Annotated in this window: 24 protein-coding genes; 15 read left to right on the top strand and 9 right to left on the bottom strand. The window is 63.1% G+C overall.

Features of this window, described 5'->3' with window-relative positions:
• Nucleotides 1–64: 64 nt before the first annotated feature.
• Complete coding sequence (locus U0023_RS21405; protein ID WP_009490974.1) at nt 65–1030, bottom strand: threonine ammonia-lyase; 966 nt, start codon at nt 1028–1030, stop codon at nt 65–67.
• Between the two features lie 183 nt (nt 1031–1213).
• Here U0023_RS21405 and argE point away from each other — a divergent pair, with 183 nt between their 5' ends.
• The 9 genes from argE (at nt 1214) to U0023_RS21360 (ending at nt 10918) form a co-directional block, all read left to right on the top strand.
• Nucleotides 1214–2368, top strand: coding sequence for an acetylornithine deacetylase (argE, locus tag U0023_RS21400; protein WP_009490975.1), 1155 nt, complete (start codon nt 1214–1216; stop codon nt 2366–2368).
• 196 nt (nt 2369–2564) lie between these two features.
• On the top strand, nt 2565–4118 hold the full coding sequence (locus U0023_RS21395; RefSeq protein WP_407667420.1) for an ABC transporter substrate-binding protein: 1554 nt from the start codon (nt 2565–2567) through the stop codon (nt 4116–4118).
• Between the two features lie 107 nt (nt 4119–4225).
• The gene (locus U0023_RS21390; RefSeq protein ID WP_009490977.1) at nt 4226–5206 is read left to right on the top strand and encodes an ABC transporter permease; all 981 of its coding nucleotides are present in this window, start codon (nt 4226–4228) and stop codon (nt 5204–5206) included.
• A gap of 10 nt (nt 5207–5216) precedes the next feature.
• Nucleotides 5217–6170 (top strand): ABC transporter permease, encoded by a 954-nt coding sequence (locus tag U0023_RS21385; protein ID WP_009490978.1) that lies wholly within the window; start codon nt 5217–5219, stop codon nt 6168–6170.
• An 11-nt stretch (nt 6171–6181) separates the two neighbouring features.
• Nucleotides 6182–7174, top strand: a complete 993-nt coding sequence (locus U0023_RS21380) for an ABC transporter ATP-binding protein (RefSeq protein ID WP_009490979.1) — start codon at nt 6182–6184, stop codon at nt 7172–7174.
• Nucleotides 7175–7212: 38 nt separating this feature from the next.
• Nucleotides 7213–8175, top strand: a complete 963-nt coding sequence (locus U0023_RS21375) for an ABC transporter ATP-binding protein (RefSeq protein WP_052600505.1) — start codon at nt 7213–7215, stop codon at nt 8173–8175.
• A 216-nt stretch (nt 8176–8391) separates the two neighbouring features.
• A complete protein-coding gene (locus U0023_RS21370) occupies nt 8392–9330 on the top strand; it encodes a bifunctional helix-turn-helix transcriptional regulator/GNAT family N-acetyltransferase (protein WP_009490981.1) in 939 nt (312 codons plus the stop codon).
• On the top strand, nt 9327–10214 hold the full coding sequence (locus U0023_RS21365) for a DMT family transporter (RefSeq protein WP_210160997.1): 888 nt from the start codon (nt 9327–9329) through the stop codon (nt 10212–10214). Before U0023_RS21370 ends, U0023_RS21365 begins: the two co-directional genes overlap by 4 nt.
• A gap of 266 nt (nt 10215–10480) precedes the next feature.
• Nucleotides 10481–10918, top strand: coding sequence for a hypothetical protein (locus tag U0023_RS21360; RefSeq protein WP_009490983.1), 438 nt, complete (start codon nt 10481–10483; stop codon nt 10916–10918).
• A 120-nt stretch (nt 10919–11038) separates the two neighbouring features.
• Here the strand turns inward: U0023_RS21360 and U0023_RS21355 are convergent, their stop codons facing one another.
• Nucleotides 11039–13315: a CDC48 family AAA ATPase gene (locus tag U0023_RS21355; RefSeq protein WP_040638257.1), complete on the bottom strand. Its 2277-nt coding sequence runs from the start codon at nt 13313–13315 to the stop codon at nt 11039–11041.
• Between the two features lie 168 nt (nt 13316–13483).
• On the bottom strand, nt 13484–13996 hold the full coding sequence (locus U0023_RS21350; RefSeq protein WP_009490985.1) for a bZIP transcription factor: 513 nt from the start codon (nt 13994–13996) through the stop codon (nt 13484–13486).
• A 131-nt stretch (nt 13997–14127) separates the two neighbouring features.
• On the opposite strand from U0023_RS21350, the gene U0023_RS21345 reads away from it, so the two are divergent.
• Nucleotides 14128–14901, top strand: coding sequence for an extensin-like domain-containing protein (locus tag U0023_RS21345; RefSeq protein ID WP_009490986.1), 774 nt, complete (start codon nt 14128–14130; stop codon nt 14899–14901).
• Between the two features lie 65 nt (nt 14902–14966).
• Nucleotides 14967–15956, top strand: a complete 990-nt coding sequence (locus U0023_RS21340) for a L,D-transpeptidase family protein (RefSeq protein WP_009490987.1) — start codon at nt 14967–14969, stop codon at nt 15954–15956.
• A gap of 63 nt (nt 15957–16019) precedes the next feature.
• On the opposite strand, the gene U0023_RS21335 is transcribed toward U0023_RS21340, so the two are convergent.
• A complete protein-coding gene (locus U0023_RS21335; RefSeq protein WP_052600485.1) occupies nt 16020–17795 on the bottom strand; it encodes an HWE histidine kinase domain-containing protein in 1776 nt (591 codons plus the stop codon).
• A gap of 462 nt (nt 17796–18257) precedes the next feature.
• Here U0023_RS21335 and U0023_RS21330 point away from each other — a divergent pair, with 462 nt between their 5' ends.
• Nucleotides 18258–18827, top strand: a complete 570-nt coding sequence (locus tag U0023_RS21330; RefSeq protein ID WP_009490989.1) for an NADPH-dependent FMN reductase — start codon at nt 18258–18260, stop codon at nt 18825–18827.
• 135 nt (nt 18828–18962) lie between these two features.
• Here the strand turns inward: U0023_RS21330 and U0023_RS21325 are convergent, their stop codons facing one another.
• The 3 genes from U0023_RS21325 to U0023_RS21315 all read right to left on the bottom strand — a co-directional run bounded on the left by U0023_RS21325 (nt 18963) and on the right by U0023_RS21315 (nt 21434).
• The gene (locus tag U0023_RS21325) at nt 18963–20138 is read right to left on the bottom strand and encodes a GNAT family N-acetyltransferase (RefSeq protein WP_009490990.1); all 1176 of its coding nucleotides are present in this window, start codon (nt 20136–20138) and stop codon (nt 18963–18965) included.
• Nucleotides 20139–20214: 76 nt separating this feature from the next.
• Nucleotides 20215–20967 (bottom strand): glycerophosphodiester phosphodiesterase family protein, encoded by a 753-nt coding sequence (locus U0023_RS21320; protein WP_009490991.1) that lies wholly within the window; start codon nt 20965–20967, stop codon nt 20215–20217.
• On the bottom strand, nt 20964–21434 hold the full coding sequence (locus U0023_RS21315) for a RidA family protein (protein WP_009490992.1): 471 nt from the start codon (nt 21432–21434) through the stop codon (nt 20964–20966). The genes U0023_RS21320 and U0023_RS21315 overlap by 4 nt, the downstream gene beginning before the upstream one ends.
• Before the next feature lie 125 nt (nt 21435–21559).
• Here U0023_RS21315 and U0023_RS21310 point away from each other — a divergent pair, with 125 nt between their 5' ends.
• Nucleotides 21560–22399 carry a cell envelope integrity EipB family protein gene (locus tag U0023_RS21310; protein WP_009490993.1) on the top strand — a complete coding sequence of 280 codons (840 nt, stop codon included), beginning with the start codon at nt 21560–21562 and terminating at the stop codon, nt 22397–22399.
• Nucleotide 22400: 1 nt separating this feature from the next.
• Here the strand turns inward: U0023_RS21310 and U0023_RS21305 are convergent, their stop codons facing one another.
• Nucleotides 22401–23669: a DNA polymerase IV gene (locus tag U0023_RS21305; protein WP_009490994.1), complete on the bottom strand. Its 1269-nt coding sequence runs from the start codon at nt 23667–23669 to the stop codon at nt 22401–22403.
• Between the two features lie 12 nt (nt 23670–23681).
• On the bottom strand, nt 23682–23972 hold the full coding sequence (locus U0023_RS21300; RefSeq protein WP_009490995.1) for a DUF3572 domain-containing protein: 291 nt from the start codon (nt 23970–23972) through the stop codon (nt 23682–23684).
• Nucleotides 23973–24072: 100 nt separating this feature from the next.
• On the opposite strand from U0023_RS21300, the gene U0023_RS21295 reads away from it, so the two are divergent.
• The gene (locus tag U0023_RS21295; protein ID WP_009490997.1) at nt 24073–24444 is read left to right on the top strand and encodes a response regulator; all 372 of its coding nucleotides are present in this window, start codon (nt 24073–24075) and stop codon (nt 24442–24444) included.
• A gap of 637 nt (nt 24445–25081) precedes the next feature.
• Nucleotides 25082–26923 carry an adenine deaminase gene (locus tag U0023_RS21290; RefSeq protein WP_009490998.1) on the top strand — a complete coding sequence of 614 codons (1842 nt, stop codon included), beginning with the start codon at nt 25082–25084 and terminating at the stop codon, nt 26921–26923.

Here is a 26923-nt window from a genome sequence, read left to right as displayed (position 1 = left end):
CGTGGCCTCCGCACAGCCCCAGGGTCCGGTATGGGAGTAGGGCAGGGTGTTACGAGAACCTAATCTAGACGGATCGACGGCGCCAAGCGTCGAGATCCTCCAGGGACAGGTTGGAGCCGCAGAGCACGAGGCCGATGACGCTGTCGTCCGGCAGGGATGGGGCAACGGTCTCGGCGGCGGTCAGGACGCAGGCGGCTGCCGGCTCGCAGAGGAGCTTTTCCGTCTGGAGGAGCCAGCTCACGTCGGCGATGACCGGTTCATCGTCCACAAGCAGGATCTCGTTCAGGAAGAGCTTGGCGGCCGCGACGGTGCGATGGGTGGCGAAGGGCGCCGCGAGGGTTCGGGCGATGGAGGTCGGGCGGATCGTGACCGGCTGATCCGCCTTGAGAGCTTCCGTCATGGTCTGTGCGCCCGTCGGCTCCACGCCGTAGACCGTCAATGACGGGCGCTTCGCCTTCAGGGCGGCCGCCACGCCGGACATGAAGCCGCCGCCACCGATGGAAACGAACACATGGGTCAGGTCCGGAATGTCCTCGAGGAATTCGAGGCCGAGCGTCCCATGCCCGGCGATAATGGCCGGGTCGTCATAGGGATGCACGAAAAGCCGTCCATGGCGCTGATAATCCTCGGCCTTGGCGAAGGCTTCCGCCGCATCGTCGCAGAGTTCCACCCGGGCGCCGAACTTCGTGGTCAGATCGATGTTGAACCGGGCCGCCGTCTTCGGCATCAGGACGAGAGCATCCAGTCCGAGCGTTCCCGCTACGCGTGCAACCGCAATGGCGTGATTGCCGCCCGAGACGGTGACGAGGCCGCGACCGCGCTCCTCGGCACTGAGGGTCAGCACCTTGTTGAAGACGCCTCTCACCTTGAAGGATCCCGCAAGCTGCAGCGCCTCCATCTTCAGCGCGGTGCGCCGGCCGAGCCGAGCGGAAACATCGGCGCTTTCGTAAGCCGGAGTGCGCCTGACGCGTCCCGCGATACGGCTGCGGGCAGCTTCGATGTCGGAAAGCGTCACGTCGAATGCGGTCATGTGTGTATCCGTGGGAGCGGCGGGCGAGGTGAGAGCCGTTCGGTCGAGGCAGGCGACGGGATCATGCGAGCGGCGTCGCTGCTTCGTCAACGGGCAGGGATTGAAATAAGCGCCGATAAAACCGGCTTGACCGCGAGCTCGATAGGATCGGATGCTTACGTCTGATCCAAGGAGATGTGCCTGATGTCCCTGTCACCTCGTGAAATGCTCGCGCGTCTGGTTGCCTTCCCGAGCATTTCGACCAGCAGCAATCTCGACATCATCCATTTCTGTCGAGACTGGCTGAACAGTCACGGCGTCGAAAGCCGCATGGTCATGAGTCCGGAGGGCGACAAGGCGAACCTCTATGCCACCATCGGGCCGCAGGTGGAGGGCGGCATCGTCCTGTCCGGTCATACGGACGTGGTGCCGGTGGAAGGGCAGAACTGGACCACCGATCCTTGGACTCTCACGGAGAAGAACGGTCGCCTTTACGGTCGTGGCGCAACCGACATGAAAGGCTTCGATGCCCTCGTTCTGGCGCTGGTGCCCGAGATGGTGCGCGCACCTCTCAAGCGGCCCATTCATATCGCTCTGTCCTACGACGAGGAGATCGCCTGCCGCGGTGCACCGTCGATGGTGAAGGCAATGGCGGAGACCATCCCGGCGCCTTCCGCCGTGATCGTCGGCGAGCCCACCCGTCACGCGGTGGTGACGGGGCACAAGGCCTCCGTGCAGCTGCGCACCCAAGTGACGGGGTACGCCATCCATTCCAGCCGAATCGACCAGGGCGTGAGCGCCGTCATGAATGCGGCGCGCCTGATCGCCTGGCATGAGGACGTGATGGAGGAGAACCGGCGGAACGCGGATCCGGGCAATCCGTTCGAGCCGCCTTACACGACGCTGCATTGCGGCATGATGGCGGGCGGCAACGCCGCCAACGTGGTCTCGTCCTCCGCATGGTTCTTCAGCGACATCCGGGCGATCCCGACGGAGAGTCCCATGGATTATCTCGCCCGCTACGAGGCCTATATCCGCGAGATGATCGAGCCTCGGATGAAGGCGATCGCGCCCGACACGGGCGTCGCCGTCGAACTCATCGCCGAGGTGCCGGGGCTCAGGCCGGAAACGGACGGGGCGGCCGAGCGGCTGATGCGGCGCCTGACCGGGGACAACGGAACCCATGTGGTGTCCTACGGGACGGAGGCCGGGCTGTTCCAGCGCGTCGGCTGGTCGACGGTCGTCTGCGGGCCCGGCGACATCGCGCAGGCTCACCAGCCGGACGAATATATCGAGGTCAGCGAGTTCCAGGCCGGAGAGGCGACCCTGCGCCGTCTGATCGGCGATCTCTGTGCCTAAATGCTGAGCAAGACGGGCCAAGTCAGGGCTAGACCGTCGGCCACTTTCCTGCCTAACTTCATGCCCGACGGAAGAAACAACGGAAAATCCGGGCTTCCGACAAAAGAACATCGCGCAAAGACGCGGGACCTCCAGAGGAGAAAGACACACCATGACGATCCGTTCGAAGTTTCTCGTCGCGAGTGTTGCGACGCTCATGGCCGGCGTTGCTTTTCCGGCCATGGCCGTGACGCTGCGCTACGCAAACCAGGGCGACCTGAAGTCGCTCGATCCCTATACCCTGAACGAGACGACCACCATCGCGCATCACGGGCACGTCTATGAGGGCCTGACGAAGCGTGGAAAGGACCTGTCCATCGAGCCGGGCCTGGCGGAGCGCTGGGAGATCAGCGAGGATGGCCTGACCTGGCGGCTCTTCCTGCGCAAGAACGTGAAATTCCACAACGGCAATCCGTTCAACGCCGACGATGTGATCTTCTCCGCTGATCGTGTGCGGGCCACGGGCTCGAACTTCCAGACGCGCGTTCCCAGCGGCTCGGAATGGGTGAAGGTGGACGATTACACGGTCGACGTGAAGTTGAAGTCTCCGAACCCGATCATGAATGCCCAGTGGGATACCTGGTACATCATGGACAAGGAATGGGCGGAGGCCAATAACAGCGTGGCGCCGACCCCGGCTGCCGCGACGACTCCGAGCTTCGCGTCCCTGAATGCCAATGGGACGGGCCCTTTCAAGATCGAAAGCCACCAGCCCGGCGTGAAGACCGTCTTCAAGGTTAACAAGGATTGGTGGGGCAAGGTCGAGCACAATCTCGACGAGATCGTCTTCACTCCCATTGCCTCCGATGCCACGCGCGTCGCCGCGCTGCTCTCGGGTGAAGTGGACGTGATCGAACCGGTTCCGCTGCAGGACGTCCAGCGCGTCAACGGCACCGCCAACGCGAAGGTGCTCGCGGGCCCGGAACTGCGCACCATCTTCCTCGGATTCGACCAGACACGCGACGAACTCCTGTTCTCGAACGTGAAGGGCAAGAACCCGTTCAAGGACAAGCGCGTCCGCGAAGCCTTCTACAAGGCGATCGACATCGAGACGATCAAGTCCCGCGTCATGCGCGGCATGTCGACCCCCTCCGCCCTCATGATCGCCCCGCAGCTCTTCGCCTTCTCGAAGGATTTCGAACGGCCGAAATACGATCTCGAAGGCGCCAAGAAGCTCCTCGCCGATGCGGGATATCCGAACGGCTTCGAAGTCGGGCTGGACTGCCCGAACGACCGCTACGTGAATGACGAAGCGATCTGTCAGGCTGTCGTCAGCATGTTGGCGCGTGCCGGCGTCAAGGTGAACCTGATGTCCCAGCCGAAGGCGCAGTATTTCGGCAAGGTGCTGAAGTCGGGCAACTACAACACCTCCTTCTATCTGCTGGGCTGGACCCCCGGCACTTTCGACAGCCACAACGTGCTGTTCGACATCGAAGGTTGCCGCGACAATCCGCAATCGTCCCGTGGCGAGTCGAACCTCGGCAACTTCTGCAACAAGCAGCATGACGACCTGACCGACAAGATCCTGGTCGAGAGCAACAAGGAAAAGCGCGATCAGCTGATCAAGCAGGCCTATCAGATCACCTTCGACGAGTACGGATACATCCCGCTGCACCAGCAGGCCCTCGCCTGGGGCGTGTCGAACAAGGTGACGCTGCCGCAGCGCGCCGACAACCAGGTGCTGCTCTACTGGGCGCAGAAAAAGGAATAGTCCGCGCCTGATCGCTCGTCCCGGACAGCCTGTCGCTGTCCGGGACAGTTCTTTCGAATGTCTCGGGCAAACGTTTTGTCCGGGGCGCAGCGATCAAGAGATTGTGCATGTTCGCATTCATCATCCGGCGCGCCCTTCAAGCCATCGGCGTTCTGCTGGCCGTCGGAATCATTTCGTTCGCTATGTTCCGGTTCGCCGGGGATCCGGTGAACCAGATCGTTTCCCTCGATACTCCCGCCGCCGAACGGGAGCAGGTCCGCCGTTCCCTGGGTTTCGACGATCCCGTTCCGGTGCAGTTCGCCCGTTACCTGACACGTGCGGCCACGGGCAATTTCGGCGTGTCCTACCAATTCCGCCAGCCGGTCTCGACGCTTCTCGCGGAGCGGATGCCGGCAACGCTCGAACTCGCATTCTGCGCCACCCTCTTCGCCACGGGTTTCGGCGTGCTTATGGGCGTCTATTCCGGTCTGAAGCGGGACAGCTTCCTGGCGAAGATCTTCCAGACGGTTTCCCTCATCGGCATATCTCTCCCGACGTTCCTGATCGGCATTCTGCTGATCTACCTCTTCTCCGTCACCCTTGGATGGCTGCCGTCCTATGGGCGTGGCGACACCGTGCGGATCGGCTGGTGGACGACCGGCCTCCTCACCCTGTCGGGCTTGAAGGCGCTCATCATGCCGTCGATCACGCTGGGCCTGTTCCAGATGACTCTGATCATGCGCATCGTCCGGGCCGAGATGCTGGAAGTCCTGCGCACAGACTACATCAAGTTCGCGCGGGCGCGGGGGCTCACGACTCGGGCCATCCATTTCGGGCATGCGCTCAAGAACACCCTCGTGCCGGTCATCACCATCGTGGGCCTGCAGTTCGGCTCCGTGATCGCCTTCGCGATCATCACGGAGACCGTATTCCAGTGGCCGGGCATGGGCCTGCTGTTCGTCCAGGCCGTTCAGAACGTCGATATCCCGATCATGGCCGCCTATCTGATGCTCGTGGCACTGATCTTCGTGGCGATCAATCTCGCGGTCGATATCCTCTACACCATCGTCGATCCTCGCCTGAGGACGTCGATCCGGCAACCGGCCTGAGGAGGCGGAGATGGCGGAAGCAGTTCAAGCGGCGCCCGCGCCTCAATCGCAGCCGATGACATGGGTGGGCCGTTTCTTCGACAGCGACATCTGGGCGAGTTTCAAACGGTCGAAGCTGACGATGGCGGCAGCCTTCGTGGGGTTCCTGTTCATGGCGGCGGCCGTTCTCGCCGGCCTCGCGCCGCAGGATCCCTTCGATCCGGCGCAGCTCGACCTGCTGAACAGCCGGTTGCCGCCGCTCTGGGATGCGGAAGGGCAGGCGCCTTTCCTGCTCGGCACGGACGAGCAGGGGCGCGACATCTTCTCGGCCATCCTCTACGGCCTGCGGATCTCGCTCGCCGTCGGCTTCCTGGGCGTCGCCTTCTCGGCCACGCTCGGGATCGCGCTCGGGCTCATCGCGGGCTATGTGGGCGGCACCACGGACGCGATCATCATGCGCGTCGCCGATGTGCAGCTCACATTCCCGGCGATCCTCATTGCCCTTCTCGTGGATGGCGTGGTGAAGTCCGTGCTCGGTGGGCAGCTCGACGGCGTGACGACGTTGTCCGTCCTTGTGTTCTCCATTGGACTGAGCTTCTGGGTGCAATATGCCCGCACGGTTCGCGGCTCGGTGATGGTGGAGAAGAACAAGGACTATATCGCCGCCGCGAAGCTCATCGGCCTGCCGGCGCCGGTGATCATGTTCCGGCATGTCCTTCCGAATGTGCTCGGCCCCGTGCTCGTCATCGCCACGATCAACCTCGCGCTCGCGATCATCACGGAAGCGACCCTGTCCTTCCTCGGCACAGGCATGCCGGAAACCATGCCTTCGCTCGGCACTCTCATCCGCATCGGCAACAATTACCTATTCTCCGGTGAGTGGTGGATCATCGCCTTTCCGGGCATCGCCCTCGCGCTGCTGGTGCTCGCCATCAACCTCCTGGGTGATTGGCTGCGCGATGCGCTCAATCCGAAGCTGCGATGAGAGGATCGCTCATGACGCAACCTGTCCTCTCCGTTCGTGACCTGCGGGTCGAGTTCGTGACCCGGCGCGGGGTCCTGAAAGCCATCGACGGCATATCCTTCGACATCGCGAAGGGCGAAGTGCTCGGTGTCGTCGGCGAATCCGGCGCGGGCAAATCCGTGACGGGATCGGCCGTCATCGGCCTCATCGACCCTCCCGGGCGGATCGCCGGCGGCGAAGTCCTCCTCTCGGGGCTTCGCATCGACAATCTGCCGCCGGAGGAGATGCGCAGGGTGCGCGGCAAGCGCATCGGCATGATCTTCCAGGACCCGCTCACCAGCCTTAACCCGCTCTACCGGGTCAGCGAACAGCTTGTCGAGACCATTCGCACGCATACGAATCTCTCGTCCGCAGCCGCGAGGAAGCGTGCCATCGATCTTTTGGCCGAAGTCGGCATTCCCGCACCTGACAAGCGGATCGACAGCTACCCGCATGAATTCTCGGGCGGCATGCGCCAGCGCGTCGTCATTGCGCTGGCTCTGTGCGCCGAGCCGGAACTCATTATCGCCGACGAACCGACGACTGCCCTCGACGTCTCGGTCCAGGCGCAGATCATCGCGTTGCTGAAGCGGCTCGGCCGCGAGCACGGCACGGCCATCATGCTGGTCACGCACGACATGGGCGTGATCGCCGAAACGGCGGATCGGGTCGCCGTCATGTATGCGGGCCGAATCGCGGAGATCGGGCCCGTGCGCGAGGTGGTGCAAAACCCGCTTCATCCCTACGCAAAGGGCCTGATGGGCGCGATTCCATCCCTTGAAAGCGACACGGATCGTCTCGTGCAGATCCCCGGCTCGATGCCGCGCCTCTCGGCCATTCCGCCAGGATGCGCCTTCAACCCGCGTTGTCCCTATGTATTCGACCGCTGCCGGGTCGAACGGCCGGAGCCCGTCCAGCACAGCGATCATCGCGTCGCCTGCCATCTCTACGATCAATCTTCCGTCCGGTCGGAGGCCGTCGCGTGACCGAGAACTCTTATGTCGAAGTCAAAGACCTGCGCCGTGTGTTCGACGTTTCCAAGCCCTGGCTCAACCGAGTTCTCGAGGGCGGAGAGAAGCAATACCTGAAGGCGGTCGACGGCGTTTCCTTCAGCATCGCCAAGGGTGAGACCTTCGCTCTCGTCGGCGAATCCGGCTCGGGCAAGTCGACGGTGGCGCGGATGGTCGTCGGTCTCCTGCCGCCCACGAGCGGAGAGGTGATGATCGACGGCGTCTCCATGTCGAGCAGGGCCGCGTCTGCCGAGCGCCAGCGCCTGCGGCGCCGCATCCAGATGATCTTCCAGGACCCCTATGCAAGCCTCAACCCGCGCTGGCAGGTCGACCGCATCGTCGCCGAGCCGATCCGGGCTTTTCACCTGATCGAGAGCGAGAAGGACATCGCAGACCGGGTGGGTGAGCTCCTGTCGCTGGTCGGATTGCATCCGGCGGACGGCCGCAAATACCCGCATGAATTCTCCGGTGGTCAGCGTCAGCGCATCGCCATCGCACGCGCTCTTGCATCCAACGCGGAGTTCATCGTCTGCGACGAGCCGACCTCCGCGCTGGACGTGTCGGTCCAGGCGCAGATCCTCAACCTCATGCGCGACCTGCAGGATCGCCTCGGGCTGACCTACCTGTTCATCAGCCACAACCTCGCTGTCGTGCGCCATATGGCGAGCCGCATCGGCGTGATGTATCTCGGACGCATCGTGGAGATCTCCAATGGCCGCGAGCTCTTCGCCCATCCGAAGCATCCCTATACCCGCATGCTGCTGGATGCGGTGCCGGATATCGGGATGACCGGGCGCCAGCGCATCCCCGTGCGCGGCGAGATCCCCAACCCCATCAACCCGCCGACCGGCTGCACCTTCAACCCGCGCTGTCCCTTCGCCAACGAGCGGTGCCGGGCCGAAATCCCGCCCCTGGTCGGGGGAGTGGCCTGCCACGCAATCCATGAGGGACGTCTGGCCATCGACGCGGCTGCGTGAGCGGGACGAGCATCCGCCCCGTCATGGCCGTCCCCGGACTTGATCCGAGGATCATCTCCGGCCATCCCGGCGCTGAAAAGCGCCGTGCCTCTCCGATCGAGGCCACCGGCACAGGGCCGAACATGACGTCATGAGGCAAGTTGCAACAGGCTTTGCCGATCGCGAAAATAGTTGACTAAGTCAATAATTGGCGAGAATCTTCCGTGGGAGGCCGCCATGTCGCACATGCCGAATTTGCCCACGGACGAGCAGATCGAGAAGGTCAGAAGCTTCAACCGCTTCTACACGCGCCAAATCGGCCTTCTGAACGAGGGGTTGTTGGAGAGTGCATTCTCGCTGACGGAAGCGCGCGTGCTCTACGAACTCGCCCACCGCGACCCGGTGACGGCCGCCGATCTGGGGCGAGAGCTCGGCCTCGATGCCGGCTATCTCAGCCGCCTGCTGAAGCGGTTCGACGCAAAAGGCCTGCTTCGGCGCTCCCCCTCCAAGGATGACAGGCGCCAATTTCTCTTATCCCTGACGGAAAAGGGCCTTGCCGCATTCGCGCCGCTGAACCAGGCTTCCGCGATCCAGGTGGCCGCCATGCTGTCGGAACTCTCGTCCGGCGAGCGGGAGCAACTCGTCCAATCCATGGCCACGGTTGAACGTCTGATCGGCGATGGTTCGAGATCTGATCCTCCCTACAGCCTGCGCCCACACCGGATCGGAGATATCGGCTGGATCGCGCACCGACAGGGGCTTCTGTACGCCCAGGAATATGGTTGGGACGAAACCTTCGAGGCTTTGGTGGCTGAGATTGCCGCGGTCTTCGTCAAGAATTTCGACCCGCAATGGGAACGCTGCTGGATCGCCGAGCGGCATGGAGAGATCATCGGCAGTGTCTTTCTCGTGCGCGCTTCCGATCAGGTCGCGAAGCTCCGGCTGCTCTATGTGGAGCCTTCGGCCAGAGGGCTCGGCCTCGGCAGAAGACTGGTCGACGAGTGCATCAGCTTTGCCAAGGCGAAGGGCTACAAGACGTTGACCCTGTGGACGAACGATGTGCTCGTGGCAGCGTGCAGCATCTATCGGGCAGCGGGCTTCACGCTGGTGAAGGAAGAGGGGCATCATTCCTTCGGAAAGGATCTCGTCGGGCAGACCTGGGATCTCGCTCTGTGAGGCGCCGGGAGGCGCTTGCCCTGATGGCGGCCGCCGCGACGGGCGTTCAGGTCGGCGCCGCCATGGTGGCGACGCGCTTCGTCGTCCAGGAGATCGGCCCGGCATCGCTGGCTTTCCTGCGCTACGCCATTGCGGTTCTCTGCCTTGTTCCGCCCTTGCTGATGAGCGCGCGGGTCCGGTTCGCCGTTCGCGACCTGCTGGTCGTCATGGGGCTCGGCATCGTGCAGTTCGGGATTCTGATCGCGCTGTTGAACCTTGGGCTCCGGTTCATCCCGCCCACCCGAGCGGCGCTCCTGTTCTCGACCTTTCCACTGATGACCATGATCATCGCGGCTGTATCGGGCCGCGAGAATCTCAGCGGGACCAAAGTCGCCGGTGTTGTCCTAACGATCATCGGGGTCGGCGTGGCCCTGGGCGAGGGGCTCGCTGTGCAGAGCGCGACCGGTGAATGGCTGGGGGTTCTGCTGGTGCTCTCTGCCGCTCTGTGCGGCGCCCTGTGCTCCGTGCTGTATCGACCTTATCTCGCCCGTTACCCGACCCTGCCCGTCGGGGCTTGGGCCATGCTGGCCTCTGTGGTCTTTCTGGCGGGCCCTGCCGGAGTTGAAGGGCTCTTTACCCAGGAACTGCGCCTTGCTTCATCAGCGTGGGGCGCGGTTCTGTTCATCGGCGTGTCGAGTGGTGTCGGCTATGTCCTCTGGCTTTGGGCGCTCAAGCATACGACCCCGACCCGAGTGACGGTGTTCCTGTCGCTGAGCCCGATCACGGCGGCGCTGCTCGGTGTCTGGCTTCTCGGTGAACCGTTGACACCCGGTGTCTTGCTCGGACTCGCCGGCGTCGCGGCCGGGCTTTGGCTGGCCACCAGGCATCAGCGAAGTCCCAGGTAGCGGCAAATCGGTATCCGGCTGCGCCGAAATTTTGAATAGCTAAAGTGTATGACGATTAATAGTGCTATATTTGTAAGTAAGTATTTGAATATTTCTCGCAGGTCTTCACTCTCAAGCTTAACGTTGACGAAGCTGTGCTTTATTCATGTGCGACAATCACAACTCTGTGTGGTCCAATTACGGTTGGAAACGAATTGCTTCCCATGCGTTTAGCCTGTGTCTTGCGTGGCGAACAGCCATCCTCAATGAAAGCACTGGAGACACCGATGAAGAAGCTCGCGATTTTCGCTGGCGCTGGATTTATGGTTCTTAGCGGCATGGGTGCTGCGTTGGCGCAGTCCTCTCCGGCGATTTCCGGAACGCCCGGCTCGCTCTTCCCGGAGGCCGCTCCGCATGAGATCCGCTATTTCAACGGCGTGCCTTGCCGCACGGTGCTCGACCCAAGCAATCGAAGCTCGCGTATCCCGATCGCTTGTGCCGGTCAGGTGAGCAGCGTCGTTGCGCCGGTGGGTGGCGACGTGGTCTCGACGGGCAGCATTGCTCCCGCACCGGTTGGTCCCATGATGGTAGCTCCCGTGCCGATGGGCTCGCCCGATCCCTATGCGGCTCCGCATGAGATCCGCACGGTGAATGGCGTGCCTTGCCGGACGGTTCTGGACCCGAACACCCGGGATACCCGCATTCCCGTCGCCTGCGGCTACTAAGCCCGAAACAATCCATGAAAGGCGCGGGCGGCAACGCCCGCGCTTTTTTCATGAGAGAATCAAGAAAACCCGATGGCATAGACGGCGTGCCATCGGGTTTTTGATGGTAGCGATCCGGACCTACTCGGCCGCCTGTCTCAGCGGAAGGAAGCCGATGGACTGACGCTGAGGGCCTTCCTGCTTGAGAGTCCGCAGCATGTCCTCGTATTCCCGCTCCATTTCCGGTGTGACGGAGGGGCGGGTTTCGCGCAGAGCCTGTTCGAAATGGGCCATGGTCACGTGCTCCGCCTGGAGCGATTCCCTTAAGGCGAGAAGGCCGGCACGACGGGTGAGATCCTCGAGGTCCGCTCCTGTGAAGCGGCTTGTCCGCTCCGCAATCGCATCGAGATCCACGTCCGGGCCGAGCGGCATCGCCTTGGTGTGGATCCCCAGGATATGGCGACGTCCCTGCGCATCGGGAACCGGGACGTAGATCAACTCGTCGAAACGCCCCGGGCGGAGCAGGGCCGGGTCTATGAGGTTCGGTCTGTTCGTGGCCGCCATGACGACGACGCCCTGCAACTCCTCGAGGCCGTCCATTTCCGCCAGGATCGTGTTGACGACCCTCTCCGTCACCGCAGGCTCGCCCAGGCCGCCGCCGCGGACCGGAGCAAGGGAGTCGATCTCATCGATGAAGATCACGGTCGGCGCGACCTGACGGGCCCGGGCGAAGAGGCGGGACACCTGCTGCTCGGATTCGCCATACCATTTCGAAAGAAGGTCGGAGGATTTCGTCGCCACGAAATTGGCCTGGGCCTCACGGGCGACGGCTTTCGCCAAAAGCGTCTTGCCGGTGCCGGGAGGCCCGAACAGGAGAAATCCCTTGGCCGGGCGAATGCCGAGGCGGCGGAAGGATTCCGGGCTCTTGAGAGGCAGTTCCACCCCCTCGCGCAACCGGGTGCGGGCCTCTTCGACCCCGCCGATATCGTCCCAGGTCACGTTGGGCACTTGGATCATGATTTCGCGCAAGGCCGAGGGCTGAACGCGCTTCATGGCGTTCATGAAGTCCTGACGCGTCACCTGCAGGCTCTCGAGCACGTTGGACGGGATCCCGTCCTTGAGATTGATGCCGGGCAGGATGCGCCGCAGGGAATCCATGGCGGCCTCGCGGGCGAGGGCGGCCAGATCGGCCCCGACGAAACCATAGGTCGTGCGGGCGATGTCTTCCAGATCCACGTCCTCGCCCAGGGGCATGCCCCGGGTATGGATGCCGAGTATTTCCCGGCGCCCCAGTTCATCCGGCACGCCGATCACGATCTCCCGGTCGAAGCGGCCCGGGCGGCGGAGAGCCTCGTCGATCGCTTCGCGCCGGTTCGTCGCACCGATGACCACGATGTTCTGGCGCGGCTCCAGGCCGTCCATGAGCGTGAGCAGCTGGGCCACGATCCGCCGCTCGACTTCTCCCGTGACCTCTTCGCGCTTGGGCGCGATGCTGTCGATCTCGTCGATGAAGATGATCGCGGGGGCGTTCTGCTGCGCTTCCTGGAAAACCTGCCGCAGCCGCTGCTCCGACTCGCCATAGTGGCTTCCCATGATCTCGGGACCGGCAATGTGGAAGAACTGCGCCTCCGTCTCGTTGGCGACGGCCCGCGCGAGCCTGGTCTTGCCCGTGCCGGGAGGTCCGTAGAGCAAGACGCCCTTCGGGGGATCGATGCCGAGGCGCTGGAAGAGCTCCGGGTGGCGAAGCGGCAGTTCCACCATCTCGCGCACCTGATCGACCGTGCTGCCGAGGCCGCCGATATCGTCATAGGTCACATCGGCGCGGCGCGCCTCCCGCGGCTCCTCGAATTGCGGGCGCAGCTCGATCTCGGTTTCGGCCGTCACATGTACGATGCCGCGCGGCTGGGTCGAGACCACGACAAGGCGGATTTCCTGGAGCCCGTAGGCGGGAATGTTGAGGAAGCCACGCATTTCCTCCGGCAGCCGCTGGCCGGACGAGCGTTGCGAATAGACCGAAGTGGAAATCACGTCGCCTGCCGCCAGGGGACGCTGGTAGAAGGTTCTCTTCAGGGCATCGCCCGAGCCTTGAAGACGCAGTCCCTTCTGGGCCGGAGCAAGCACGACCCGGGTTGCCGGGCGAACCTCCGCCCGCTTCACCTCTACGTGATCGCCACTGCCCACGCCCGCATTGACGCGCTGCAGACCGTCGAGGCGAATGATGTTCAGGCCTTCATCCTCGGGATAGGGGGAGACGGCGATGGCGGTGGTGTGACGCTTGCCGACGATTTCGATGGCTTGGCCCTCCTGGATGCCGATCTCGGCGAGGGCTTGGCGGCTTATGCGCGCAAGTCCACGGCCGGAATCGTCCGGCCGGGCGTTCGCGACCTGAAGGCGTACACTCTGCCCATCGTCTGCCATGGCTGTCATCCCTTGCTCGAGCGCTTTTGATACGGTGGCAGACGAGGGGAAGGGCATACACAGTCAGGCTTCCCGCATGCCACGCGTTCAGGCTTCGCAGGCGGCGAAGCCGCAGGGCCAACGCGACATACTTGGAATTGTTGCAGGCGATGTTCTCCGGAGTCGGCGCTACGACGTGACCCGGTTCGCAGGCGCCCAAAGCTGCTTGAGCGCTTCTTCCACCTCGACCTCTTCGGAGTGCGACGTGAGCAGAGCGGTCGTCCTCGGCATGAAGGGCGCGATCATCGGCAGCCTCGCGGAACCCTCGGCAGCCTCGTCCGCCGGCGCATCGATCAGTTCCCAGCTGTCGAACAGGTCCATGGATGAGTGGCCCGGCAGGTTCGGGCCGAGATAGGGGACGATCTCCACCCACGGCCTGCCATTGGGCCGGGGTGTGACCCTGGTGACCTGCCCGAAGAAGTGGGTAAGGGGGCAGCGAACGAAGTCGCCAGGCACCGGCGTCCGGGCCTTCTCAAGCTCCAAAGCCGCCGTGGCGTCGTCAAGTTCGGCGCGAAGCCTGGCAACGCGTTCTTCCAGCTCCTGGATGCGCTTCGTGCAGGGACTTCCATGCTCCCCGCTCACGGTCGAGACGAGCGACAAACTCGTAGCGGAATTGATATCCGTCACCGGAACTGCCCTCATGACGGCCCTCCATCGATCCATCAATTGTGGAGCGTCCTGCTCTGAGAGCAAGGCGCGCGAAAGACTCAGATGGAACCCAACCTTAGCGCATGGGGGTTATAGACAGAGGTAGCTTGAGAGTAGGAGGCGGCATGAAGCGTAGTCGCCGCACGGTTGTCGGGATGATGAGCATCATTGGAGGAATGGTGCTGGCTTCCGTCGTCTTGGCTCAGGATGCGCCGCCGCTCCCTCCGCCCAGGCCCGATCATCTCGCCGAGCCGGCGCCACTGCCGCCGCCAAGGCCGGATCATTCCGCCGCTCCTGAGCCCAGTGCCGAAAAAGTGCCGGAGAATGAAGCTCCTCCGGAACAGAAAGCCGAAACCGGAAGCGCGGCAGAAGATGCCTGCCTCCAGCGCCTCACGCAGCTCGGTCTGCGCTTCGAGAGCAGGCCGCCGGTCCAGGAAAACAATTGCAGGATCGAAAATCCGGTCCTGGTCTCCGCATTGCCGAACGGCGTTGCGGTGGTGCCAGCATCCCTCATGGGTTGTCCGGTGGCCGAGAGCATGACCCGCTGGATGAACGACGTCGTCGCCCCTGAAGCGGAGCGCCAGTTCCAGAGCGCGCCGACGAAAGTCCTCATCGGCACGTCCTACCAGTGTCGTGATCAGCGCAACGGAGCGAAACTGAGCGAACATGCCTTTGGCAATGGTCTCGATGTCATGGGGTTCGAGTTCGCCAAACGGCCGGCGCTGACGGTCGGCAGCCATGAGGAGAATTCTCCGGAAGCGACGTTCCAGTCTGCAATCCGCAAAGCCGCCTGTCCGATCTTCAACACGGTGCTCGGTCCGGGCTCAGATGCGGACCATGGCAACCACCTTCACCTCGATCTGCGCCAGCGCAAGGGCGACTACAGGATTTGTCAGTAGATCCGTGGGAACAGAGGGTACCTCCCGCGGCTTTTCTGTCCACGACCTTGCCGGTGGAGTTGGTCATGAAACGCGTTGCGTATATCGCCCTTGGAATCCTGTGTCTGCTGCGGCCGGCGATGGCTGCGCCTCCGGAGTTGAACCTGGAAGCCGTGAACAAAGCCGAGTGGTCGGCCGAGAGCGGCAGGAGCAAGGAGACCGATCCGGCTATCGTCAAGATTCAGGTTCTGCTCGATAGAGCCCGCTTCTCGCCCGGCGTGATCGATGGGCGCAACGGAGAGAACCTGCGGAACGCGATCAAGGCGTTCGAGGCGGCGCACGATCTCAAACCCGACGGGAATCTCGACGAGGATGCCTGGTCCAAGCTCAAGGAGACATCGTCCGATCCAGCCCTGGTCGAGTACACGATCAAGGGGGAGGACGTAAAAGGTCCTTTCATGACCATTCCGGAAAAGATGGAAGACCAGGCCAAGCTCGATTACCTCGGCTATTCAAGTCCTGAGGAGCTTCTGGCCGAGAAGTTTCACATGGACATGGACCTGCTCAAGGTCCTGAACCCCGGCAAATCCTTAGACAAGGCCGGGACATCCATCCTCGTCGCCAATGTCGCGGCGAAACCGGCGGATTCGGAGAAAGCCGAAAAGGCCGCCAAGATCGAGATCGTGAAGAACGAACACATCCTGCGCGTCCTGAACAAGGACGGGTCGGTCGTCGCCACCTATCCGGCGTCCATCGGCAGCGAGGAAAAGCCTGCACCCAGCGGATCGTACAAGGTTCGCGCGGTCGCCCCGAACCCGAACTACACGTACAACCCGGATTATGGCTTCAAGGGCGTCAAGGCCAAGGAGAAGTTCGAGATCAAGCCCGGGCCGAACAATCCTGTCGGAAGCACCTGGATCGACCTCTCCATCGAATCCTACGGCATCCATGGGACGCCGGAACCCGAGAAGGTCGGAAAAGCCTATTCCCACGGCTGCGTGAGGTTGACGAACTGGGACGTGCAGGCCCTGTCCAAGATGGTCGAGAAAGGAACACCTGTCGATTTCATCGACTGAGAATGACCGAACCAAAAGGCCGTGGTGTCGAGACAGCATGAACCGGCGGGCTGCCGGTTCATGCTAGATTTGAGCGATGGGCGCATCGACCGTACAGATGACGCCTGACGGGGCGAATGCGATCTGTACGTCGCCGTTGAGATCCTGTGCCAGGCTTCGCTCGATCAATCGGGTCCCGAAGCCACGTCGCGGAGGAGGCTGGACCGGCGGTCCGCCACTTTCGGACCAGGTCAGATGCAGGCGCTTCTCGCTCTTCCGTTTGACAAGCCAAGAGATCTGCACCTCACCGCCCACGTTCGAGAGCGCACCGTACTTCACTGCGTTGGTGGCGAGTTCCTGCAGGGCCATCGCAATCGCGAGCGCCATGCGCGGCGTCAGGCGGACATTCGGACCTTCCAGATGCAGGCGGTTCTCGCGCTCGTGGCGATAGGGAGCCATGGCTCCCCTGACGATCTCGATCAGGCTGGCGCCCTCCCAGTTTTCACGCGTGAGCACGTCGTGAGCCCGGGACAGGGCGAGCAGGCGCGCTTCCATGGCCGCTCGCGCCGCTTCCGGATTGTCCGCGTTCCGAAGGGTCTGGAAAGCGATGGACTGGACGGTCGCCAGGGTATTCTTCACCCGATGATTCAGTTCATTGATCAGAAGCTCACGGTGCTCCTCGGCCTTCTTCCTCTCGGTGATATCGACGGAGATTCCTGGAAACCTGACGGGCTGGCCGCCCGCGTGATAGCAGCGCCCCTGTGCGAAGACCCAATGAATTTGGCCCCTCTTGTCGATCGTGCGGTACTCCGCAGCCAGCGTCCCGCCTTTTTCCACACTGCGCCGGATCTCTTCTTCGATCCGGCTATGGTCGTCCGGGTGAATGCCGCTGACGAAATTGGCGATGGGAGCTCCCGCCGCAGCGGCCTCGGGATCGACACCGTAGAGGGAGGAGAAGCGCTCGTCCGCGTAAACGAGATCCGATTGAATGTCCCAATCCCAGGTTCCTACGACGCTCGCGGCGTCCAGGGCCAGTTGGAGCCGTTCCTCGCTTTTGCGCAGGGCCGCTTCTGATCGGAGCCTTTCGACCGCATCCCAGGTGCGCTCGGCCACATCCTCGATGAGCTTGATCTCGCCCGGACTCCAGTGGCGGGGCCTCCTGTCATGAACATAGAGAGCGGCAACCATGTGTCCGCGCTTGATCAGGCTGACCGTGACGACGGCAGCAAGTTCGAGAAAGACGAAGGCGCCAAGCTGTTCGGACGAGTTGACGCGCGGGTCTGAAGCTGCGTCATGGACGGCGAGCGTTTCACCGCGCTTGAGAGCGCCATGGATCTCCGGGCCGAACGCCGCAAGGTCGTGGGTCCCCGTCCGATGGGCAACGGAGCCATCCGTCCAGTTCCGCTCCGTCGTAAAGAAGCGGGCCGTGGCTTCGACCTCGCCATAGCCGACACGGCTCGCTTTGAGATGCCGGCCGAGCATTTCCTGCGCCGCCGCGATCACCTCGACGGGCTCGTTCAAGCCGCGCAGGCGGTCGCTCAGGCCTACGAGAAACTCGAGGCGACGTTCGCTGAGAACCTTCGCGGTCGTGTCATGAACGATGCAGAGGATCCCGCCGACACGGCCCGTCTCGTCGTGGATGGGGCTGTACGAGAAGGTCCACCATGTCTGCTCCGGATAACCGTTGCGCTCGATGGTGATGGGGAGGTCTTCAAAATAGCTGGCCTGTCCGAGAAGGGCCTTTTCGGCAATGGGGCCGACCGTCTCCCAGGCTTCCGCCCACACGGCGCGAAAGGGGCGTCCCAAGGCGTCCGGCTTCGAGCCCAGGACCGGCGTATAGGCATCATTGTAGAAGCTCACCAGCTCCCGACCCCATATCAAGTAGGTCGGGAACTTCGAGTGAAGCATGATGCTTACGGCCGTACGCAGGGAATGCGGCCAAGTCTCGATGGGGCCAACAGATGTAGATGACCAATCGTGATGGCGAATGCGATCGCCCATGGCCCCCCCATTTGCAAGGAAGTCGGGTCCCCAGGTCCCAGGCTCCCGCATCAGATGGGCTCGCTCAATACGCTGACGTGGACAATGTTCATGAACAACTGGCAGTTCGGGAGAGGAACGTGACGGGCATAGTCCACATATGAAACGGCGTCCCGCTTTTTCCAGAGCTTGGCTCGCGTTGTGGTGGCGCGGAACGCAATTGCACCGTTTGCAAGTCCTCTCATTTGACTTGCATCGTTCCATACCGATAGCCTTGAGGGGCGGTGCTGAAGCAGAAATCATTAATCTGTGATTGGGTTTCCGCCAAGCGATGAGGTTGATGTGACGAAGCTGATTGGTCTCTCGGGAAGCCTCCGCCAAGCCTCGTACAACTCCGCGCTGCTGCGAAACGCGGCCGGCCTCATGCCCGAGGGTGCGGAACTCGTTGTCGAGTCGATCCGGGGCATCCCGCTTTACGATGCCGATGTCGAAGTGAATGAGGGCATTCCCCTTCGGGTCACGGAGTTGAAGAACGCCATCACGGCCGCGGACGGCCTGCTTCTCGTCACGCCGGAATACAACAACTCCATTCCCGGTGTGTTCAAGAACGCCATCGACTGGCTGTCCCGGCCGGATTCGGACATCAAGCGTGTCTTCGGCGGCAAGCCTGTCGCGGTTATCGGGGCCTCGCCGGGGGGCTTCGGGACGATCCTGTCCCAGAATGCGTGGCTTCCCGTCCTGCGGACTCTCAGGACCGATTTCTGGGCCACGGGTCGCCTGATGGTGTCGCGCGCGCAGACGGTCTTCAACCAGGATGGCACTTTCGCGGATCAGAAGATCGAAGAGCAACTGCGCCAGTATCTCGCGGGATTCACAGCCTACGTCCGGTCCTCGCGCCAAAGCGCGCCTTGAGGCACGAAAAGCCCCGACGGGCATCGCGACCCCACGCCATCACCGGCCTTGGACCGGTGATCCTGGCCGGGCGAAGTCCGGCCAGGACGTGAGCGGGATTCCGAAGAGCAAAGTGCTGCCGCTGGGGCTCCGATCTCAATCCTCGTCGCGGTGCCGGAACGGAGTGGACTCAGACAACTCCTCGGCGGCCTCGGACACGTAGAGGCGCTCCTGCTCCAGGTAGTCCTGGACCGCGCGGCGAAGGGACGGATCGGCGATGTCGTGGGCGGACGACGTGATCACGGGCCTGTAGCCGCGGGCGAGCTTGTGCTCTCCCTGCGCTCCCGCTTCGACGCGGTCCAGGCCGCGCGTGATGGCGAACTCGATGGCCTGATAGTAGCAGACCTCAAAATGCAGGAAGGGATGGTCCTCGATGCAGCCCCAGTTGCGGCCATAGAGGCGCTTGTCGCCGATGAAGTTGATCGCTCCGGCGACGTGTCGCCCGTTCCGCTTGGCCATGACGAGCAGGATCCGATCGGCCATGCGCTCCCCGATGAGGGAGAAGAAGCGGCGGTTCAGATAGGGACGGCCCCATTTGCGCGAGCCCGTATCCATGTAGAACGCGAAGAAGGAGTCCCAATGGGCTTCCGTGATATCGCGACCCGTCACCCAGTCGATGGAGATGCCGTCCGCCAGGGCATCGCGCCGCTCCCGCCGAATGACCTTGCGCTTGCGGGATGCAAGTGCGGCCAGGAAATCCTCGAAGCTGCCGTAATGGTCGTTGAACCAGTGGAATTGCTGGTCGTCCCGGCGCAGAAACCTCTCCGACGTCAGCGCCTTCAGATCCTCTTCCTGGAGGAAGGTCGCGTGGATGGAGGACGCGCCCGTCTGCTCCCGCAGCGCTCGTAATCCCCCGATCAGATAAGAGCGGATCTCGCTCGCCCGAGGGCCGTGGGGCACGAGAAGGCGGGGACCCATTGCCGGCGTGAAAGGCACCGCGACCTGGAGTTTCGGGTAATAATGTCCGCCTGCGCGGGTATAGGCGTCGGCCCAGGAATGGTCGAACACATATTCGCCCATCGAGTGGGACTTGAGATAGCAGGGGGCCGCGCCGAGAATCGTCCCGGCCTCGTCCTCGAACAGGACATGAAGAGGAGCCCAGCCCGTCTTTGCCCCTACGCAGCCGGAATCTTCCAGCGCGGACAGAAAGGCATGGGACACGAAGGGGTTGTGCGGGTCGTCGTCGCCCGAGCCACTCCCGAGGGCGCAAGCGTCCCAGTCGGCGGCGGAAACCGCACCGAGACCTTGGGCAATTTTGACCTGGATCGTCACTGGGTGGAAGGATCTCGCCTTTGCGGGTTAAGAGCTAAGCGCTTGGCGGGATCCTTGCAACCATTGCGGCAAAGCGTCAGGGTATGAAGCCCTCGAAGACCATCTGGTCGGCGTGCTTCTCCGCGCGGGCGCGGTCTTCCGGATTGCGCACGGTCCAGGTCATGACCGGCAGATGGCCCAGGAGCCGGATCAGATGGGTCGAAGCGCAGGGAATGTCCTTCACGCGCCAGGACAGGAAGTGCGGCTGCGTTTCGGAGAAATGCAGCAGGTTCGCCATCCGGTGCTTCTGCTCCGGGGACAGGAAGCTGTCCGACTTGGAGGCATATTCCAGCTCTCCGATGAAGCCGCGGGTGATGTTCGGCGCATTCTCGCGAAGATAGGCGACGATATCCGGATCGAACGACTTCACGACGAAGGGGCCGCCGTAATCCGCCAGGATTTCGATGACCCGCTTGGTGAGCCGCATGTCGCCGTTGAACTTGCTCTTGATCTCGATGACCAGGGGCGTGCGTCCGGCGATCGTGGCGAGATAATCCTTGAAGGACGGAATCTTGTCGCCGCCGATCGTGCCGGAGATGTCGATTCCGGTCAGGGCGGACAGCTTCCGCTCGGCCACCAGGCCGGTCTCGCCCGTGAGGCGGTCGAGCTCGAAATCGTGGAAGACGATGGCCTCGTTGTCGGCGGTCAGCTGAACGTCGAGCTCGATGGGGAAGCCGCGCGCGATGGCGGCCTCCGCGGCCGAGACCGTGTTCTCGATGATGCCGTTTGTTTTGTTATGGAGGCCGCGATGGGCGATGGGCTTCGCGACGAGCCAGCTCGGGGTGCTCATTGGACTTCGAACATTCCTTCGACTTCGACGCAGGCATCGAGGGGCAGTTCCGCGACGCCGATGGTGGAGCGGGCGTGACGGCCCGCATCGCCGAGAACCTCGACCATCAGGTCCGACGCGCCGTTCATGACCGGGGCGAGGGCCGCGAAGGTCGGCACCGCATTGATGAAGCCGCCGAGACGGACGCAGCGGGTGACCTTGTCGAGATCGCCGACGGCGGCCTTGAGCTGGGCGAGCAGATTGATGGCGCACAGGCGGGCCGCTTCCTGGCCGATCTCGGGCGAGATCTCCGCGCCGAGCTTGCCCTTGTGGCCGTCGGCGAGCTTGCCGTCGAGGCCGAGGCAGAGCTGCCCGGAAATGACGATCAGGTTCCCGGTCCGAACGAACGGGACATAATTCGCAACCGGCGCGGCCGGCGTCGGGAGAGTGATACCCAATTCCTGAAGTTTCTTGTCGACTGCGCTCATGGAAGCCTCGTTCCGTGACATCATCCGTGCGGAGTAGTGGCGGATGAGCCGTAAGGACGCAAGCGGGAACATTGCCCTGTCCGCAAGAGGATCCTATCTTGGCTGCCATAGGATCGGGAGTTGAGATGCGGTTCCTCGTTGTAGCCTCGGGTCTGTCCATCGCCGCGCTGGTGCCGGCTTCTGCAGAAACGGCAAAGCCGCCCGTTCAGCTGGTGCCTCATAGGGCGGTCTATGACCTCACCCTCCTGCGGGGCGGCAACTCCAATGGCGTCGACAATGCGAGGGGTCGCATCGCCATGGAGTTCGGCGGCGACGCCTGCGACGGCTACACCCTCAAATACCGTCAGGTCACCATCCTCAACAGCAGCGAGACCGGTTCGAACACCGTCGACATCCAGACCGCGACCTACGAGGCGGGCGACGGTCGTTCCATGCATTTCAAGTCCACGTCGCTTCGTCAGGGCATGATCAAGGACGGGGAAGTCGACGGCGATGCCAAGCTCACGCCCCAGGGCAGGCTCAATGTCGATCTCAAGCAGCCGAAGAGGAAGGCGTTCGAGGCGACGGGCGAGACGGTGTTCCCAACCGAGCACCTCAAGCGCCTGATCGAGGCCGGACGGCGCGGGGACAGCACTCTGTCCGTGAAGGTCTATGACGGCTCGAACAAAGGCGACAAGGTCTACGACACCCTGGGCCTGATCGGGCGGAAGATCGAGGCGGGCGCCGCGACCGCGTCGCTCGAGGACGTCGCCCAGGGCGAGAAGCTCGCCTCGGTCGCACGCTGGCCCGTGACCATCAGCTACTTCGAGGAAGGCAAGGGCGACCGGGGGCCGGTCTATACGATCTCGTTCGAGCTCTACGAAAATGGGGTCAGCCGCAACCTGAAGCTCGATTACGGCGATTTCGCCTTGAAGGGCGAGTTGAAGAGCCTGGACGTACAGGCCCCGAGCGCCTGCCAGCGCTGATTCAGGTCTTGCGCAGCACGATTCCCTTCAGCACCGCGTTGGCTCCGAACTTGTCGCGGATCTTGTCGATGGCGGCCTCCATATGGGCTTGCCGCACCACGCTCTGATCCGCCAGATCGCCCTTGTCAGCGTCGGCCGCATCGCAGAGATCGGCCGCCCCGATGCCGATCAGGCGGAAGGCCGTGCCGTCGCAGGAGGCCTTGAGGAGCTGCCGGGCCGGATCGAACAGGCGGGCGGCGAGCTGGGTCGGCGCGAGGCCTGACCGGGTGCGCGTCAGAAGCCGGAAATCCTTGTCCTTGAGCTTCAGGGTCACGCTACGTCCCGCGAGGCCGGCAGCCTTGAGGCGGCGGGAGACTTTTTCCGAGAGCCGCCACAGGATCGGCTCCAGATCCTCGAACGCACGCAGATCCGTCTCGAAGGTGGTTTCCGCCGAGACGCTCTTCGTCTCCCGCTCCGGATTGACCGTTCGGCGGTCCTCGCCCCAGGCCAGCCGCGAGAGGCGCTGCGAGTCACGGCCCAGGGCCTCGAACAGGGTCTTGAGGGGAACGTCGCGCAGATGGGCGATCTGCGTCACGCCGACCTTGGCGAGCCGGGCCTGAGCCGAGGCGCCGATCCCCGGGATGATCCCGACCGGCTTGTCGGCCAGGAAATCCGCCGCCCCCTCGCGCCCGATGATGGAAAACCCTCGCGGCTTCTGGAGGTCCGAGGCGATCTTCGCCAGGAACTTGTTGTAGGAAAGCCCGACGGAGATGCTGATCCCGATCTCCGTCTCCACCTTGTGGGCGAAGCGGGCGAGGGTGAGAGCGGGGCTTCCGTGATGCAGCCGCTCGGTCCCCGTCAGGTCGAGAAAGGCCTCGTCGATGGAAACGGGCTCGACCAGCGGGGTCAGCTCGCGCATGAGCTGGCGCACCTCGCGCCCGGCCTTGCTGTATTTTTCCCCATTGGGCTTGATCACGGTGGCGTGGGGACAGAGCTTGAGCGCCTGGAACATGGGCATGGCCGAGCGCACGCCGTAGGTGCGCGCCACATAGCACGCCGTGGAGACGACCCCGCGCTTGCCGCCGCCGATGATCACGGGCTTGTCCGCGAGGCTGGGATCGTCCCGCTTTTCCACAGCCGCGAAGAAAGCATCGCAATCCACATGGGCGATGGAGAGGCTGTCCCGTTCCTTGTGCCTGAGAAGGCGAGGGGAACCGCAGGCCGCGCAGCGTTCCACCAGCGGGCGGGCGGAAAGCGTCAGGCAGTCACGGCAGAAGGGCGCTTCGCTCATGGGCTCCAGGAGCTACTCGAACTCGGACGGTGAAAGGGTCCAGTGAGCCTGCACGATGTGTTCCGGCTTGGTATTCAGGTCCTTGGCGAGCGCGAGCAGCAGCGGCTCGTCGGAGACGACGTAGTCCAGGATTCCGGCAAAGAAGCCAGGAGACGAAGCGGCCGAGCGGATGGTATCGGGCCTCAGACCGGACACCGCCAGGAAGCGGCTGAGGCGCTCCTCATCGCCCGTGAGAAACGAAAACGCCCCGAGTGCGACATTTTCGGCCTCCTCGCGGGTAACTCTTTTTAAGGGAGTGTTCATGCTGTCAATTTGCATTTCATCAATAGGTTTGGACCTAACTATACCATCAAATGAACCATTGGGCCGGTGAAGTACATCCGGAGCCCCGGGGAAAGCGGCCATGAAGAAGACTGTGCTCATCGTTGAGGACAACGAACTCAACATGAAGCTCTTCAACGACCTCCTCGAGGCCCATGGCTATGCGACCTTGAAGACCAGTCACGGGATCGAGGCGATGGAGCTTGCCCGGGCCCACAAGCCCGACCTGATTCTCATGGACATTCAGCTGCCCGAAGTGTCCGGTCTCGAAGTGACCCGGTGGCTCAAGGCCGATGACGAGCTGAAGTCGATCCCCGTGATCGCCATCACGGCTTTCGCCATGAAAGGCGACGAGGAGCGGATCAGGGAAGGGGGCTGCGAGGCGTATATGTCCAAGCCGATCTCCGTTTCCAAGTTCATCGCAACCGTGAAAACGTACCTTGAGACGGACTGAAAGCCGGCTCAACTGGGTCGAATCCATGGCGGGACCCGAGGGGAAACTTCAAGAGGCCGAGTCATCTCTTTGAGAAGTCTTGGCTTTAACTTTTTTGGGAAAATGCCGCTTTTTGGCCACATAGGAGCTTGCATCGCTCCTTGTTTCCTATACGTTCAGCCTAAATTTCCGCCTTGGCGCATCATACGGAAAATTGGATCCGGTTTTCCGAACTCGACGATGCGCTCACCAAGGAGCGGAGCACCGGATGGATCCACGTTTGGATCCGATGCTCTCAAGCGGAAGAAATGCCCTACGGATGCTCAGGTCCGCCGCATCTCCTGGGAGTTCGTGGGCTCGGCCAGCCTGGGGGCAGATCGTTGCCTCCTCAACGCTGCTCCCGGCTGGCCACCAATTCCTTTATGTCTTTTCCTCATCCAGGCGCCGAAAGGCGCCTTTTTGTTTTTCAGGTTCCGCTTCCAGTCTCTGCCGAATGACCTGGATTCTGACCGAATCGCCATATCCTCACACCTTACCCAAGCTTGGCAGTAAGAAAACTTATCCTTAGGGAAGGGGCTCACTCCAAGCCCGATCCGGGATGCGGTTCCCGGTTCGCCCTGCTAACGTGGATAAAACTGACCTAACGGGATGAGGGATCATGGATCATCGCACACCTTCGCTGCCGCCCAAGACGGCGCTGACCCGCTTTTCGGTGGCGCCCTTGTCGACGATGACCCGCCGTCTAGCGGATGTCGCGTCGGGACGCGCTCCCGCCGATGTGGTGATCACGGGCGCCCGTGTGCTTTCGACCTATAGCGAGCGCATTGCTCCCGAGCGGGAGATCTGGATCGCAGGCGGACGCATCGCTGCCGTGAAGCCGGCCGGAGCCTATCGTCAGGTCGCCGGGACGCCGGGCAGAATCTATGACGCGAAGGGCGGCATCGTTGCTCCGGGCCTCGTCGATCCGCATATTCATATCGAAAGCAGCATGATCACGGCCTGCGCCTATGCGGAGGCGGCTCTCCTCAACGGCACGACCACGATTTTCTGCGACAGCCACGAGATCGGCAACGTGATGGATGCAGCCGGCATCGAAATGATGCTGGAGGATGCCCGCCACGCGCCGCTTTCCATTTTCCTGACCGTTCCGAGCACGGTGCCTGCCACCTCGCCGGACCTCGAAACCGCGGGCGGCGACCTCACGCCGGACAAGATCGCGGCTCTCTTCGACCGCTGGCCGGAGGCCGCGGCCCTCGGCGAGAAGATGGACTTCGTGCCCGTCACCATGGGCGACGAGCGAAGCCACGCGATCCTCGCGGCGGCCCTGGAGCGCGGCAAGCCGGTCTCGGGCCATATCTACGGCCGTGAGTTCGTGGCCGCCTACGCGGCAAGTGGCGTCACCGATACCCATGAGGCCATCGACCGGGACATCGCGGACGATCTGCTCGATGCCGGCGTCTGGATCTTCCTGCGCGGCGGCCCGCCGACGACCCCGTGGCATTCGCTGCCCGAGGCCATCAAGACCATCACGGAGCTGGGCTCCTCGCATAAGCGGATCTGCGTCTGCACGGACGACCGCGACGCGGACGATCTTCTGATGTTCGGAATGGATTGGGTGACGCGGGAAGCACGCCGCGCCGGCATGAGCCGCGAACAGGCTTGGAGCATGGGCTCGCTCCATCCGGCCACCCGCTTCGGCATGGAAGGGGAGATCGGCGGACTCGGCGGCGGTCGCCGAGCCGACGTGGTGCTGCTCAACGACGAACTCGAAGTGCAGAACACCTGGTATGGCGGCGAACTCGTGGTCGAAGGCAGGGCCATCACGCCGGTCCTCGATCAGGCCCTTTCGAACCGGTACCGCTATCCCGCGGAGGCCTATCGCACGGTTCATGTCTCCAAGCGGCCGAAGCTCATTCCCGAGCTGCCCGCAACGGCCTGCGAGGCCAACGTGATCCGCGTGGCGCTGCCCGGCATCGTGCTCTTCCACGACAAAGTGCAGCTCCAGCCTGAAAAGGACTGGGACACGCTGCTTTCCAAGAACGGTCTCACATTCGTGTCGGTCATCGAACGCCACGGACGTACGGCAGGCGCCGGCATCGCCCATGGCCTGCTCAAGGATTTCGGCCTGAAGAGCGGCGCGGTCGCGAGCAGCGTCGGGCACGATTCCCACAACCTGATCGTGGCGGGAACGAACGAAGGGGATATGCAGGTCGCCCTCGATGCGATCATCGAGGCGCAGGGCGGTGTGTGTGTCGTGGACCAGGGCAGGGTCGTCGCCATGGTGCCGCTTCCCATCGCGGGCCTCCTGTCCGACAAGCGTGTCACGGAAGTGGCGGAGGAGACGCGGGCCTTGAAGGCCGCCTGGGAAAAGGCGGGCTGCAAGATCCCCTATATGGGCTTCAACCTCATTCCCCTCTCGGTCATTCCGGAGATCCGCATCACCGACAAGGGATTGGTGCTCGTGCCGGAGATGGAGCTGGTGCCGCTCTACGAAGGATGA

Source organism: Microvirga lotononidis (assembly GCF_034627025.1).
Classification (GTDB): Bacteria; Pseudomonadota; Alphaproteobacteria; order Rhizobiales; family Beijerinckiaceae; genus Microvirga; species Microvirga lotononidis.
This window is presented reverse-complemented; position numbering and strand designations above follow the sequence as displayed.

Excerpts from the sequence above, each read along its gene's own strand:
- U0023_RS21350 (WP_009490985.1), bottom strand. The coding sequence starts at position 13,996 with ATGAGGGCAGTTCCGGTGACGGATATCAATTCCGCTACGAGTTTGTCG.
- U0023_RS21405 (WP_009490974.1), bottom strand. The coding sequence starts at position 1,030 with ATGACCGCATTCGACGTGACGCTTTCCGACATCGAAGCTGCCCGCAGC.
- U0023_RS21310 (WP_009490993.1), top strand. The coding sequence starts at position 21,560 with ATGCGGTTCCTCGTTGTAGCCTCGGGTCTGTCCATCGCCGCGCTGGTG.
- U0023_RS21345 (WP_009490986.1), top strand. The coding sequence starts at position 14,128 with ATGAAGCGTAGTCGCCGCACGGTTGTCGGGATGATGAGCATCATTGGA.
- U0023_RS21340 (WP_009490987.1), top strand. The coding sequence starts at position 14,967 with ATGAAACGCGTTGCGTATATCGCCCTTGGAATCCTGTGTCTGCTGCGG.
- U0023_RS21290 (WP_009490998.1), top strand. The coding sequence starts at position 25,082 with ATGGATCATCGCACACCTTCGCTGCCGCCCAAGACGGCGCTGACCCGC.
- U0023_RS21295 (WP_009490997.1), top strand. The coding sequence starts at position 24,073 with ATGAAGAAGACTGTGCTCATCGTTGAGGACAACGAACTCAACATGAAG.
- U0023_RS21395 (WP_407667420.1), top strand. The coding sequence starts at position 2,565 with ATGGCCGGCGTTGCTTTTCCGGCCATGGCCGTGACGCTGCGCTACGCA.
- U0023_RS21360 (WP_009490983.1), top strand. The coding sequence starts at position 10,481 with ATGAAGAAGCTCGCGATTTTCGCTGGCGCTGGATTTATGGTTCTTAGC.
- U0023_RS21315 (WP_009490992.1), bottom strand. The coding sequence starts at position 21,434 with ATGAGCGCAGTCGACAAGAAACTTCAGGAATTGGGTATCACTCTCCCG.
- U0023_RS21320 (WP_009490991.1), bottom strand. The coding sequence starts at position 20,967 with ATGAGCACCCCGAGCTGGCTCGTCGCGAAGCCCATCGCCCATCGCGGC.
- U0023_RS21385 (WP_009490978.1), top strand. The coding sequence starts at position 5,217 with ATGGCGGAAGCAGTTCAAGCGGCGCCCGCGCCTCAATCGCAGCCGATG.
- U0023_RS21370 (WP_009490981.1), top strand. The coding sequence starts at position 8,392 with ATGTCGCACATGCCGAATTTGCCCACGGACGAGCAGATCGAGAAGGTC.
- U0023_RS21390 (WP_009490977.1), top strand. The coding sequence starts at position 4,226 with ATGTTCGCATTCATCATCCGGCGCGCCCTTCAAGCCATCGGCGTTCTG.
- U0023_RS21305 (WP_009490994.1), bottom strand. The coding sequence starts at position 23,669 with ATGAGCGAAGCGCCCTTCTGCCGTGACTGCCTGACGCTTTCCGCCCGC.
- U0023_RS21380 (WP_009490979.1), top strand. The coding sequence starts at position 6,182 with ATGACGCAACCTGTCCTCTCCGTTCGTGACCTGCGGGTCGAGTTCGTG.
- argE (WP_009490975.1), top strand. The coding sequence starts at position 1,214 with ATGTCCCTGTCACCTCGTGAAATGCTCGCGCGTCTGGTTGCCTTCCCG.
- U0023_RS21300 (WP_009490995.1), bottom strand. The coding sequence starts at position 23,972 with ATGAACACTCCCTTAAAAAGAGTTACCCGCGAGGAGGCCGAAAATGTC.
- U0023_RS21355 (WP_040638257.1), bottom strand. The coding sequence starts at position 13,315 with ATGGCAGACGATGGGCAGAGTGTACGCCTTCAGGTCGCGAACGCCCGG.